This window comes from Polynucleobacter sp. AP-RePozz3-80-G7 (genome assembly GCF_018882145.1).
Lineage (GTDB): Bacteria > Pseudomonadota > Gammaproteobacteria > Burkholderiales > Burkholderiaceae > Polynucleobacter.
The window spans coordinates 239,224-251,264 of the sequence record NZ_JACVPC010000001.1; the positions used below are offsets into that span (position 1 = coordinate 239,224).

The 12,041-nt window shown below is 44.4% G+C and carries 11 protein-coding genes; 5 read left to right on the forward strand and 6 right to left on the reverse strand.

What is annotated here, in order from left to right:
• Positions 1 to 19: 19 nt before the first annotated feature.
• The 6 genes from ICE90_RS01310 to rpmH form a co-directional block, all read right to left on the reverse strand.
• The gene (locus ICE90_RS01310) at positions 20 to 1,885 is read right to left on the reverse strand and encodes a phosphoenolpyruvate carboxykinase (GTP) (RefSeq protein WP_216190674.1); all 1,866 of its coding nucleotides are present in this window, start codon (positions 1,883 to 1,885) and stop codon (positions 20 to 22) included.
• 90 nt (positions 1,886 to 1,975) lie between these two features.
• Positions 1,976 to 3,337, reverse strand: a complete 1,362-nt coding sequence (mnmE, locus tag ICE90_RS01315; protein ID WP_216191290.1) for a tRNA uridine-5-carboxymethylaminomethyl(34) synthesis GTPase MnmE — start codon at positions 3,335 to 3,337, stop codon at positions 1,976 to 1,978.
• A 43-nt stretch (positions 3,338 to 3,380) separates the two neighbouring features.
• Entirely contained in the window at positions 3,381 to 5,048 is a 1,668-nt protein-coding gene (yidC, locus tag ICE90_RS01320) for a membrane protein insertase YidC (protein WP_215321240.1), read from the reverse strand.
• Between the two features lie 6 nt (positions 5,049 to 5,054).
• The gene (yidD, locus tag ICE90_RS01325) at positions 5,055 to 5,297 is read right to left on the reverse strand and encodes a membrane protein insertion efficiency factor YidD (protein WP_216154273.1); all 243 of its coding nucleotides are present in this window, start codon (positions 5,295 to 5,297) and stop codon (positions 5,055 to 5,057) included.
• Positions 5,298 to 5,552, reverse strand: coding sequence for a ribonuclease P protein component (gene rnpA, locus ICE90_RS01330; RefSeq protein ID WP_255533260.1), 255 nt, complete (start codon positions 5,550 to 5,552; stop codon positions 5,298 to 5,300). It abuts the gene before it with no gap.
• Between the two features lie 71 nt (positions 5,553 to 5,623).
• A complete protein-coding gene (gene rpmH, locus ICE90_RS01335) occupies positions 5,624 to 5,758 on the reverse strand; it encodes a 50S ribosomal protein L34 (RefSeq protein WP_011903922.1) in 135 nt (44 codons plus the stop codon).
• Positions 5,759 to 5,980: 222 nt separating this feature from the next.
• Here rpmH and dnaA point away from each other — a divergent pair, with 222 nt between their 5' ends.
• The 5 genes from dnaA to ICE90_RS01360 all read left to right on the forward strand — a co-directional run bounded on the left by dnaA (position 5,981) and on the right by ICE90_RS01360 (position 12,022).
• The gene (gene dnaA, locus ICE90_RS01340; protein ID WP_255533261.1) at positions 5,981 to 7,408 is read left to right on the forward strand and encodes a chromosomal replication initiator protein DnaA; all 1,428 of its coding nucleotides are present in this window, start codon (positions 5,981 to 5,983) and stop codon (positions 7,406 to 7,408) included.
• A 264-nt stretch (positions 7,409 to 7,672) separates the two neighbouring features.
• Positions 7,673 to 8,788 carry a DNA polymerase III subunit beta gene (dnaN, locus tag ICE90_RS01345; RefSeq protein ID WP_216154274.1) on the forward strand — a complete coding sequence of 372 codons (1,116 nt, stop codon included), beginning with the start codon at positions 7,673 to 7,675 and terminating at the stop codon, positions 8,786 to 8,788.
• Positions 8,789 to 8,799: 11 nt separating this feature from the next.
• On the forward strand, positions 8,800 to 11,298 hold the full coding sequence (gene gyrB / locus ICE90_RS01350) for a DNA topoisomerase (ATP-hydrolyzing) subunit B (RefSeq protein ID WP_216190675.1): 2,499 nt from the start codon (positions 8,800 to 8,802) through the stop codon (positions 11,296 to 11,298).
• Positions 11,299 to 11,301: 3 nt separating this feature from the next.
• Complete coding sequence (locus ICE90_RS01355; protein ID WP_215321244.1) at positions 11,302 to 11,796, forward strand: SET domain-containing protein; 495 nt, start codon at positions 11,302 to 11,304, stop codon at positions 11,794 to 11,796.
• Positions 11,797 to 11,806: 10 nt separating this feature from the next.
• The gene (locus ICE90_RS01360) at positions 11,807 to 12,022 is read left to right on the forward strand and encodes a DUF3717 domain-containing protein (protein WP_215321245.1); all 216 of its coding nucleotides are present in this window, start codon (positions 11,807 to 11,809) and stop codon (positions 12,020 to 12,022) included.
• The last annotated feature ends 19 nt before the right edge of the window (positions 12,023 to 12,041 follow it).

Genomic DNA, 12,041 nt, shown 5'->3' on the forward strand with positions numbered 1-12,041 from the left:
TACTAAAAACTTATGGGGCTTAAGCATTCAAGCGTTGTTCAATCTTGGAACGAGTTTCTTTCATCTCTTTTGGCAAGCGATCACCAAGGTGTTCGAACAATTCTGTGTGCAACTTAAGCTCATTCTTCCAATCATCAACTCCTACAGTGATAGCTTTGCTGAACTTCTCTACCGAATAGTCCAAACCGCCCCAATGCATATCGTTGTACTCTGGAGTGATGCCGAACGGCGTTTCTTTACCGCTAGCTTTGCCTTCAGCACGATTCAAAATCCAAGAAAGAACGCGCATATTTTCACCGAAGCCTGGCCATACAAACTTGCCATTCTCATCTTTGCGGAACCAGTTCACACAGTAGATCTTCGGCAATACTGCGCCTTCAGCTTCGAGCTTCTTGCCAATATTGAGCCAATGTTGGAAGTAGTCGCTCATGTTGTAACCAGCAAACGCAATCATTGCAAATGGATCACGACGTACAACGCCGATTTGTCCTGTAATGGCTGCGGTAGTTTCGGAGCCTAAGGTTGCAGCCATGTAAACGCCTTCAATCCAATCACGTGCCTCGCTAACCAAAGGCACGGTATTTGAACGACGGCCGCCAAACAAGAAGGCATCAATAGGAACGCCTGCTGGATCATCCCAATTTGGATCAACTGCTGGGTTGTTGGTTGCAGCAACAGTGAAGCGTGAATTTGGATGTGCGGCTTTGCGACCAGCGGCTCCATCAGCAGGAGTCCAGTCCTTACCTTGCCAGTCGATTAAATGCGCCGGCGGAGTTTCTGTCAAGCCCTCCCACCAAACATCACCATCATCGGTCAAACCAACGTTAGTGAAAATCACATCTTGATTTAAAGAATCAATACAGTTTTGGTTGGTTTGACGGTTGGTTCCAGGAGCCACACCGAAGTAACCAGACTCTGGATTGATTGCAAACAAACGGGTTTTGCCTGTGACGGGGTCTTTGCGTGGTTTGATCCAAGCAATGTCATCACCAATGGTAGTAACTTTCCATCCCTCGAATCCTTTTGGAGGAATCATCATGGAGAAGTTGGTTTTGCCACACGCAGATGGGAATGCAGCTGCGATGTGATATTTCTTACCTTCGGGTGAGGTTACGCCTAAGATCAACATATGCTCAGCCAACCAACCTTGATCGCGACCCATATTGGATGCAATGCGTAATGCAAAGCATTTTTTACCCAATAATGCGTTACCGCCGTAGCCAGAACCAAAAGACCAAATCTCACGAGTCTCGGGGTAATGAACAATATATTTGTTTTTATTGTTAGGCCATGCAACATCTTTTTCGCCAGCGGCCAGAGGCTTGCCAACCGTATGAATGCAAGGAACAAACTCGCCATCGGCGCCCAACTGATCAATAACCGCTTTGCCCATGCGGGTCATCAGCTTCATATTGATTGCAACATAAGGGCTATCAGACAACTCAACACCAATGTGTGCAATTGGTGAACCGATTGGGCCCATGGAGAATGGCACTACATACATTGTTCTACCGCGCATGCAGCCATCAAACAATGGGTTCAATGTTGCGCGCATTTCGCTTGGCTCTACCCAGTTATTGGTTGGGCCGGCATCTTCTTTCTTTGCTGAACAGATAAAGGTGCGGTCTTCAACACGCGCCACATCTTCAGGATCAGATAATGCTAAAAATGAGTTTTTACGTTTGGCCGGGTTCAGACGCTTAAAGACCCCCGCGCCTACCAACAACTCGCACAACTCATCGTACTCAGCCTGAGAACCATCACACCAGCGAATGGCATTTGGTTTGGTCAAGGCGGCTACTTCGGCAACCCACTCAATTAGACGTTTGTTTTTTACGTAAGCAGGCGCATTCACATTAATCTGGCCGCCAGTAGTTGAAGTCATATGTTTCCCTATGAAGGTTGAATTTTTTAATCCGACAATTTTATCATTTTGGGCAAATTTTTACCCCTACCTACACACAGCACAAACCCTTTACTTGCCAATACAGAACTGGCTGAAGATTTTCCCCAAAAGGTCGTCTGGAAGTAGTTTTCCGGTAATTTCACCCAAGCGTCTTTGGGCCAAAGAGAGCTCTTCTGCAAATAATTCCAGCGAATTGTTGCCATTTGCCGCGAATTCTTCCGATTTTTCAATATGTTCGGCCGCACGCTCTATGCAGTCCAAATGTCTTCTACGAGCCAAAATAGCACCCTCCTGGGGTCCAGCCCAGCCCACAAGCTCCAAAATCTTCTGTTTTAGCCCCTCAATTCCCTCTCCAGTTTTGGCGGAAATCAGCAAAGTTTCACTGGATGCAGTTTTTGATGATTCTTGGAGCAAATCAGCCTTATTCACAAGCTCAAGCACAGCGCATTTAGGTGGTAATTCCCTCAAAATCTGGGTTTTTAGGTCGTCCTGTTGGGGGGCCGACTGAGCATCAGTCAAAAAAATCACTACGTCTGCCAAACGAATGGCATCCCAGGATCTTTCAATGCCCTTTGCCTCCACAACATCAGTTGTTTCGCGCAGACCAGCTGTATCAATAATGTGCATGGGCACGCTGTCAATGGTGATGCTTTCTTTAACCCGGTCTCGGGTTGTCCCAGCAATAGGAGTAACAATGGCCACCTCTTCACCGGCCAAGCGATTAAGCAAAGAGCTTTTCCCCACATTGGGTGCTCCAGCCAACACTAGCTGAATGCCGTCACGCAAAATTTTTCCCTGCTTAGCGCCAGCACGTAAAGCCTGTAACTTTTCTTTAACGGCGGTTAAGCGCTGGCGTGCCTGAGCGTTTTCTAGAAACTCAATTTCTTCTTCTGGGAAATCTAAAGTTGACTCAACCAAAATTCTGAGTTGAGTAATTTCTTCAATGAGATTGTTAATGTCATCAGAAAAAGCACCCTGCAAAGAACGCGCTGCACCGCGAACAGCTGCCTCGCTTTGCGCGTCTATTAAATCTGCAATAGCCTCAGCCTGGGTTAAATCAATCTTGTTGTTGAGATAGGCGCGCAGGGTAAATTCGCCAGGCTCCGCAATGACAAGCCCCTCGTCTTTGCCCAACTCAAGACAGCGCTTCATCACTAGCTCAAGAAGTTGTGGTCCACCATGACACTGAAGCTCTAAAACATCTTCACCCGTAAAAGAGGCTGGTCCAACAAAATAAATTGCAATGAGCTGATCAATGGCTTGGCCATTCTCATCACAGAGTGTTAATAAGTTTGCTTGTCTTGGGGAAAGATTTTTTTGAAACAGGGCGCTCGTCATCGCGCTTAAATTTTTCCCACTAATGCGAATAACTCCGACGCCCGCCTTGCCGGGCGCGGTTGCAACAGCAATGATGGGCAATTTTCTTGTCATCATTGCTGTTTATTTATTACAAGCGAGTTATGCTGCGCTCAAACTACTTAGCGGGCTTTTTTCCAAAAATCCGATTAATCTGCCATTGTTGAGTAATCGACAGGATATTGTTGGTGACCCAATACAACACCAAACCGGCAGGAAAAAAGAAGAACATGATTGAAAAGACGATCGGCATGTACATCATCACCTTCGCCTGAATTGGGTCTGGAGGCGTTGGGTTCAACTTCGTTTGCACAAACATCGAGACAGCCATGACGACTGGCAGAATGTAGTACGGATCAGGCACTGAGAGGTCATGAATCCACAAAACCCATGGTGCACCGCGCATCTCAACTGATGACAGCAGCACCCAATACAAAGAAATAAACACAGGGATCTGAATCACAACTGGTAAACATCCACCCACCGGGTTAATCTTTTCCTTGCGATACATCTCCATCATGGCTTGATTGAGTTTTTGTGGTTCGCCCTTGTACTGCTCCTTCATAGCCGCCAAGCGTGGCTGAACTTCCTTCATGCGAGCCATAGACTTGTAACTTGCAGCAGACAAGGGGAAGAAAACCAGTTTGATCAAAATGGTTAATAAAATAATAGACCAGCCCCAGTTACCAGCAATATTGTGAATGTGCTCCAGCAACCAAAAAATAGGTTTGGCCAGAATAGTTAGATAGCCATAGTCTTTAAGCAGCTCCAGTCCAGGTGCTATGGTTTCCAACATGCGCTCTTCTTGTGGACCAACAAATAACTGCGCATTAGCGATTAATGTGGTTCCAGCTGGAATTGCGCCTAATTGTGTCTGCATTCCGACTCGGTACAAATCACTATCGATTTTTCCTGAGTAAATATCTCGCGGCAATTTGTCATCTGGAATCCATGCACTAGCGAAGTAGTGTTGAACCATAGCAACCCAGCCAGGCTGTCCGGCCGATATCTGTGCGGGTGCAGTAAATTTATTTTTCTCTATATCTGTAAATGGGACCTTTTTAAACTTATCCCCATCGGTATAAATTGCTGGCCCAGTAAAAGTGCTTGCAGAAAAAGCACCTCCAAAAGGTCCAATTTTTTGCTCCTGGGAGCCGTCTCGCACAATCTCTGTATACAAACTCAGTGGAGCTCCATTTGCTGCCACCTGTGTAACCCGATGCCCAACATAAACATCGTAACTTTGAGGATTCAGGAGAAATGTTTTTTCTAGTTTCACACCGTTACGCTCGGCGGAAAGAACCAAAAACGGTCTACCAGACTCGTCTTTACCTGAGCGGTCAAGCTTAAATGTGCTGGTATGGTTGGGCAAATCTGCATTACCAACAGCTACCAAACCTGAGCGAGCTACATAGGTGTGGGTAGGTGTATGTTGGAAAATTTCTACTGGTTTTTGATCTGCGGTTAGTTCTTTTAATAATTTCGCACCAACGACGTTTGCGCCCGCAGAGCTTATCTCCAATGAAAGAAGGTCGTTAGACAAAACAAATTTTTCAGCATTCTCGCCTGTTATTGCTTTGGAGTTAGGCGCCTGGGTAATGGGTGTGCCTGCTATTGCCGCCGGGGTATCAACCTTGGGTGGTGTCGCCTTATCGTTTGATGAAGCAACAACAGCTGGAGTTCCACCAAACAAGGATGGTTTGCCCTCATGAACCTGCCAATTGTTGTAGAGCATGAGACCCGACATCGAGAATACTGCCCAAAGAATTGTTTTTTTAAAGTCCATTTATATTCACTTAAGTTGGTGTTTTGTATCTTTTACAGCAGGATCATAACCGCCGTGTGACAAAGGGTTGCAGCGCAAAATACGCCACACCGTAAGACCAAAGCTTTTAATAAATCCGTAGTGACCAAAGCAGTCACATGCATATTGCGAACAGCTCGGCACATACTTACAGTGCATACCTAAATAAGGACTTAAAGCTAGTTGATATATTTTTACCAACTTAATTGCCACATTATTTAAAACTCGCACCTAAAGCAGCCCCGAAATTTGAGAGCGCAAAATTTCTTTTTCTTTATTTCTGAGTCTGCCTCGAGTTTCGCGACCAATTGGTTTTTTGAGCTTAACCACAATATCTTTGTTTAGCTTGCTGGCTTGAGCCGTCCAAACCAATTCGCGAATCATCCGCTTTAGGCGGTTTCGATCAACCGCTCTTTTGGCTAGCTTCTTTGCTACTGCAACCCCCAAGTCAGGTTTAACGCCCTCTTGAGTGGATGCAACATACATACCCCAATACAAACTTGTCTTGGGGCGTGTTTTTAGTAGTTCAGAAATCCTTGCGCTATTCAATGGCTAAATTACACAGCCAAACGCTTGCGGCCTTTTGCACGACGAGCATTTAAAACTGCGCGTCCACTTTTGGTTTTCATGCGAATACGGAAGCCGTGTGTACGCTTGCGACGAGTTACTGAGGGTTGGTAAGTTCTTTTCATGTTCGATCCCTGGAAAACCAAGTATTTTCCTTGTTGCAGAGCAAAAGGTCAATCGATCTTGATGAATATGTAGGTGTTTTTCTCTATTTTTTGTGAAATTTCTCTCAAATCATTAATTTAAATAGAGATTTTTCTATTATTCACAAGTTATCCACAGCTTTTCCACGTTTTTGTTGCTTGTGGATAACTTTGGAGCATCGCTACAATGGATCCTCCAAAAATATGAGCAACTTACACAATCCTCCCGCCTTGAATTCAATTAGCCCACTGGGGTTCTGGGATGATGCTATAGGCATTTTATCCCGCGAACTGTCGCCCCAACAGTTTAAAACATGGATTCAACCCCTTACTTTATTGTCTTTTATTGAAAGTGATGACTCACTAACAATTGGAGCCCCCAATCGATTTAAGTTGGACTGGACCAAAAAGACCTTTGCAGACCGATTCCAAGAGTTAGCCTCCCAGTATTTTGGGCGCCCCATTAATGTCGGTTTTACGCTTTCTGTAGAGGGTGGCACAACCAATACCGCGCCCCCCATAACAACGGAAGAGCCTATAGAAAAAAATGTTTCTATAGAGGTCCCGGCACCAAACATATCGGTAGAGGAGAGCGCTTTTGAGATTGAGGACCACTCAAAGCTCAACCCAAACCTCACTTTTGAAACATTTGTTACTGGCAAAGCCAATCAACTTGCCAGGGCGGCATCGATTCAGGTGGCGCATAACCCTGGAACCTCTTACAACCCCATGTTCTTATATGGTGGGGTAGGTCTGGGTAAGACCCATTTAATTCATGCGATTGGTAACCACCTCTTAAAAGAAAAGCCTAACGCCCGAATTCGTTATATCCACGCTGAGCAGTATGTTTCTGATGTGGTTCGTGCCTATCAGCAAAAAGCGTTTGACCGCTTTAAGCGTTACTACCACTCCTTAGACCTTTTGCTAATTGACGACATTCAATTCTTTAGCGGTAAATCCAGGACTCAGGAAGAGTTTTTCTATGCTTTTGAGGCTTTATTAAGCAATAAGGCTCAAGTTATTATTACTAGTGACACCTACCCCAAGGAAATGGCGGGTATCGATGATCGCCTTATTTCCCGTTTTGATTCTGGATTGACAGTTGCAATTGAGCCCCCAGAACTTGAAATGCGTGTAGCCATTTTGATGAAAAAAGCTATTAGTGAAGGCATCCCCATGAGTGAGGATGTTGCATTTTTTGTGGCAAAACACTTACGCTCAAACGTTCGTGAGCTAGAGGGGGCTTTGAGAAAGATTTTGGCGTTTGTTCGGTTCCACGGTCGTGAAGTAACGATTGAGGTTGCCAGAACAGCCCTAAAAGACCTGCTTTCTATTCAAAACCGGCAAATTTCTGTCGAGAATATTCAGAAGGCGGTTGCTGATTTCTATAGTATCAAGGTCGCAGACATGTATTCCAAGAGGCGCCCAGCCAACATTGCTCGACCCCGTCAAATTGCAATGTTTATGGCCAAAGAGTTGACACAAAAAAGCCTGCCGGAGATTGGTGAATTATTTGGCGGTAGGGACCACACAACAGTCCTTCACGCCGTTCGTAAAATTGCAGATGAGCGAGCACACGATGGGCAGCTAAACCATGAAATTCATGTTATTGAGCAAACTTTAAAAGCGTAGTTTTTTACTTGTGGATAAGGTTGTGGACAACCCTAGGGATAAGTTTGGGGATTAGATGTGGATAAATTGTGGAAAGATTCAGCTTCATGCAAAAATAGGGTGTTGATAAAAAGTTATCCCCTTTTTATGCAGCGCTTATACAAAAGTTTTCCACAGGTTTTTTAGTCTCCAATGTGTTGTTTTGTAAGGGGTTTTTGACTTATCCACGGAATTTCGAGCCCTTATTACTATTACTACTAAGATATATACAAGGATTTAAAAGCAATGCAACTCGTTAACACTTCTCGCGATAGCCTACTAAAACCACTTCAGGTTGTTAGTGGAATTGTTGAACGTAGACATACGCTGCCAATTTTGGCAAACCTCTTATTTAAAAAAGTTGGGGAAAAAGTTTCATTCATCTCCACTGATATTGAAATTCAAATTACAACGAACGCTAATTTTGGTGTTGGTACAGAGGATGTAACAACAACCGTTGCCGCCAGAAAACTTCTAGATATATTGCGTGCATTACCAGAGGGCCCGGTATCCTTAAATCTTAAAGATAACAAAATGGTTGTTCAAAGCGGCAAAAGCCGCTTCTCTTTGCAAACACTTTCTGCAACTGAATTTCCAGTAATGCAAAGTGTGGGTGAAGTAACCGCTGCTTGGAAGATGTCACAAAAGAGTTTCCGTCAACTCATTAGCCAAGTACATTTTTCAATGGCTCAACAAGATATTCGCTACTACTTAAACGGGATGTTGTTGGTGGTTGAAGGTAAAGAGGTGGTTGCGGTGGCAACAGATGGCCACCGCCTTGCTTACTCTCAAGTTGAACTGGCAGAGGCCCCATCGGGCTCTGGTCAAAAACAAGAAATTATTATTCCCCGCAAAACAATTTTGGAGTGCCAACATTTACTTGAGGATTCTGATGAATCTTTAGAAATTAGCCTGACAGCTAATCAAGTGAAGTTTGCATTTGGTGATATTGAATTAATTTCGAAATTAGTTGAAGGTAAGTTTCCAGATTTCCAAAGGGTCATTCCAAAGGGTCATAAAAACTCACTCGTAGTTGGTCGTGATGCCCTTCAATCAGCACTCCAGCGTGCCGCTATCTTGACAACAGACAAATTTAAGGGTGTCCGTTTCTCTCTTTCCCCAAACCGCATCACCATTCAATCAACCAATGCTGAGCAGGAAGAAGCTCAAGAAGAGATTGAGACTGACTATGCTGGTGATGCAGTAGAAATTGGATTTAACGTTAGCTATTTGTTGGATGTTTTATCAAACCTAAAGAGCGAAAAGATTCAAATTAGCTTAGGTGATGCAAACAGCAGTGCTGTAATTACTCTGCCTGGCTCAGAGAGTTTTAAGTATGTTGTGATGCCAATGCGTATTTAACTTAGAAAAAAATGACTGAAGAAAAAAAAGTAGTAGAGCAGTACGGCGCTGCATCGATTCAAATCCTAGAGGGTCTTGAGGCTGTTCGTAAACGTCCTGGGATGTATATCGGAGACACATCCGATGGCACGGGTTTGCACCACCTTGTATTTGAGGTTTTGGATAACTCCATTGACGAAGCTTTGGCTGGCTATTGTTCTGAAATCACAGTAGTTATCCAAACTGATAACTCTATTTCTATTGTCGATAATGGTCGTGGTGTCCCAACAGGGATTAAATATGACGATAAGCATGAGCCGAAACGTAGTGCTGCTGAAATTGTCATGACTGAGCTCCATGCTGGTGGTAAGTTCGATCAAAATAGTTATAAAGTTTCTGGCGGCCTTCATGGTGTGGGTGTTAGTTGTGTAAATGCGCTATCCAAATGGTTAAAGTTAACCATTCGTCGTGATGGTAAAGCTCACTACATGGAATTTGCACGCGGCGTTATTCAAAATCGCAATGTTGTTGATGAGAATGGTGTTTTAGTTTCTCCAATTACCGTTACTGGCGACACTGAGTTATCGGGAACTGAAGTTCACTTTTTGGCCGACGAGACAATTTTTGGAAATGTTGAGTTTCATTATGAAATCTTGGTTAAACGTATTCGTGAACTCTCGTTTTTAAATAATGGTGTTCACATCAAACTTATTGACCAACGTACCGGTCAAGAAGAAGATTTTGCTTTCTCTGGTGGTGTAAAAGGCTTTGTGGAGTACATCAACCAAACTAAAAACGTACTGCACCCTAATATTTTTTATGCTGAGGGTAATCGCCCTTCAGACTTAGGTGGTCAAATTACCGCTGAAGTATCTATGCAGTGGAATGACAGCTTTAGTGAGCAAGTACTTTGCTTTACTAATAACATTCCACAACGGGATGGTGGAACACACTTGACCGGTTTGCGTGCCGCAATGACACGCGTCATTAACAAATACATTGATGAGCATGAAGTTGCTAAGAAAGCAAAAGTAGAAATTTCTGGCGACGATATGCGTGAGGGTTTAGCCTGTGTTTTGTCGGTGAAAGTTCCAGAGCCAAAATTCTCTAGCCAAACAAAAGATAAATTAGTTTCCAGCGAGGTCCGTGGGCCTGTTGAGGAGATTGTTGCTGAGGCCTTAAGTGCATATCTGCAAGAGCGCCCAGCGGATGCCAAGATTCTGTGCGGCAAGATTGTTGACGCTGCCCGCGCTAGAGAGGCGGCACGCAAAGCGCGTGATATGACCAGGCGTAAAGGTGTGTTGGATGGACTTGGTCTGCCCGGCAAGTTAGCCGACTGCCAAGAAAAAGACCCAACGAAGTCTGAACTCTTTATTGTTGAGGGAGACTCTGCGGGGGGCTCTGCGAAACAGGGGCGTGATCGTCACTTCCAAGCAATTCTTCCTTTAAAAGGAAAAATCCTTAACGTTGAAAAAGCTCGTTTTGACAAAATGCTTGCTAGCCAAGAGGTGGTTACTTTAATTACCGTTCTGGGCACCGGCATCGGGATCGAAGAATATAAAGCAGACAAATTGCGCTATCACCGCATCATCATCATGACCGACGCGGACGTTGACGGTAGCCACATTCGCACCCTGCTATTAACCTTCTTTTATAGACAGATGCCTGAGTTGATCGAGCGTGGCCATATCTATATTGCCCAACCACCCCTTTACAAAGTAAAGTTTGGTAAGAATGAGCAGTACATTAAAGACGACAACGAGCTAAATCAGTTGTTATTAAAAATTGCGCTTGAAACAGCATCCCTACAAACACCATTGGGTGAAATTATTGAGGGTGAGGCGCTCAATGAGTTAGCAAAACACTATCAAGTGATTCAGTCCATTGTTGACCGCTTGTCTCGCACCATTGATGAAGATGCTCTGCGAGCAATTGCTTCAGGAACACCATTAAATTTGGATACAGAAAAATCAGCAAATGAATCTGCTGATCGTTTAAGGCAAGCGCTTGCGGACTCTTTGAATCCTTTAGCTTTGCCACCAGAAATTATTGTTCAAAAAGAAGACCGTACTGAGCGCTTCCGTTTATTGTTATCGCGCCGCATTCATGGGAATCTGAAGCTCTCTTCCATTAATTCTGACTTTGTTCATGGCGATGATTATCAAAGCCTTGCAAATGCCGCAGCTGTTTTATCAGGTAAAGTTGTGGCGGGCTCCAAGGTTCGTCGTGGTGACCCAGACAAAAACCAAAAAGAGCAAACTATTGGCGACTTTAGAGCAGCCTTTGCCTGGTTGTTGTCTGAGGCGGAGCGCGTATTGAGTCGTCAACGCTATAAGGGTCTTGGTGAGATGAACCCTTCGCAGCTATGGGAAACCACGATGGATGCAAGCTCCAGGACACTTTTGCAGGTAAAGATTGAAGATGCAATTGCTGCAGACCAAGTCTTTACTACACTCATGGGGGATGAGGTGGAGCCTCGTCGTGCATTTATTGAAAAAAATGCCCTCATTGCCCGCAACTTAGACGTTTAATTTATGACATCCAAAAAATTAAAACCACCTAAGGTGGACCGCTCCTCTATTGTTGTGAAGTCTTCGCCGATTCATGGAAAAGGGGTCTTTGTTGCTAAGCCCATTAAAAAGGGTCAAGCAATCATTGAATATAAAGGCGAGCGCATTAGTTGGAAGCTTGCTGAGAAGCGCCACCCACATGACCCCAAAGACCCCAATCACACCTTTTACTTTTCCTTAGAAGATGGCCGTGTGATTGATGCGAAATATGGCGGGAATGCTGCGCGCTGGATCAATCATTCATGTAAGCCAATTTGCGAAACTCGGGAAGATAGTTTTGATGGTGAGCCCCGCGTGTTTATTTATGCAAAGCGCGCCCTTAAGGTTGGTGAAGAGTTGTTTTATGACTACTCACTTGATATTGAGGGCAAAATTACCAAGCAAATGAAAAAAGATTACGAGTGCCGTTGTGGTGCAAAAAAATGCCGTGGCACTATGCTTGCAACCAAAGATAAGTAAAAACAATTTAATGTTGTTTGTAACAATCCAAGAATTAGAGGCTGCCATCAATTACTGGCGCAGCCAGTCCCCATCAGAGGGTGATGAGTTGCGGCTCTGCCCTGAAGCTTCGGCCCTCGCCAAACCATATGCGTTAATGATTGTGCAGGGCGCCCAAAGGGTTCCGGTTGATGTCTTAGACGAATTGGCCCGTTCAGCAATTCAGGAATTTCAAAAACTTTCCTAAAATTTTTTTAGCGTTGCCA

What these genes read in the sequence shown, in the direction of transcription:
- ICE90_RS01310 (WP_216190674.1), bottom strand. Translation starts at nt 1,885, where the DNA reads ATGACTTCAACTACTGGCGGCCAGATTAATGTGAATGCGCCTGCTTAC.
- mnmE (WP_216191290.1), bottom strand. Translation starts at nt 3,337, where the DNA reads ATGACAAGAAAATTGCCCATCATTGCTGTTGCAACCGCGCCCGGCAAG.
- yidC (WP_215321240.1), bottom strand. Translation starts at nt 5,048, where the DNA reads ATGGACTTTAAAAAAACAATTCTTTGGGCAGTATTCTCGATGTCGGGT.
- rnpA (WP_255533260.1), bottom strand. Translation starts at nt 5,552, where the DNA reads ATGTATGTTGCATCCACTCAAGAGGGCGTTAAACCTGACTTGGGGGTT.
- rpmH (WP_011903922.1), bottom strand. Translation starts at nt 5,758, where the DNA reads ATGAAAAGAACTTACCAACCCTCAGTAACTCGTCGCAAGCGTACACAC.
- dnaA (WP_255533261.1), top strand. Translation starts at nt 5,981, where the DNA reads ATGAGCAACTTACACAATCCTCCCGCCTTGAATTCAATTAGCCCACTG.
- dnaN (WP_216154274.1), top strand. Translation starts at nt 7,673, where the DNA reads ATGCAACTCGTTAACACTTCTCGCGATAGCCTACTAAAACCACTTCAG.
- gyrB (WP_216190675.1), top strand. Translation starts at nt 8,800, where the DNA reads ATGACTGAAGAAAAAAAAGTAGTAGAGCAGTACGGCGCTGCATCGATT.
- ICE90_RS01355 (WP_215321244.1), top strand. Translation starts at nt 11,302, where the DNA reads ATGACATCCAAAAAATTAAAACCACCTAAGGTGGACCGCTCCTCTATT.
- ICE90_RS01360 (WP_215321245.1), top strand. Translation starts at nt 11,807, where the DNA reads ATGTTGTTTGTAACAATCCAAGAATTAGAGGCTGCCATCAATTACTGG.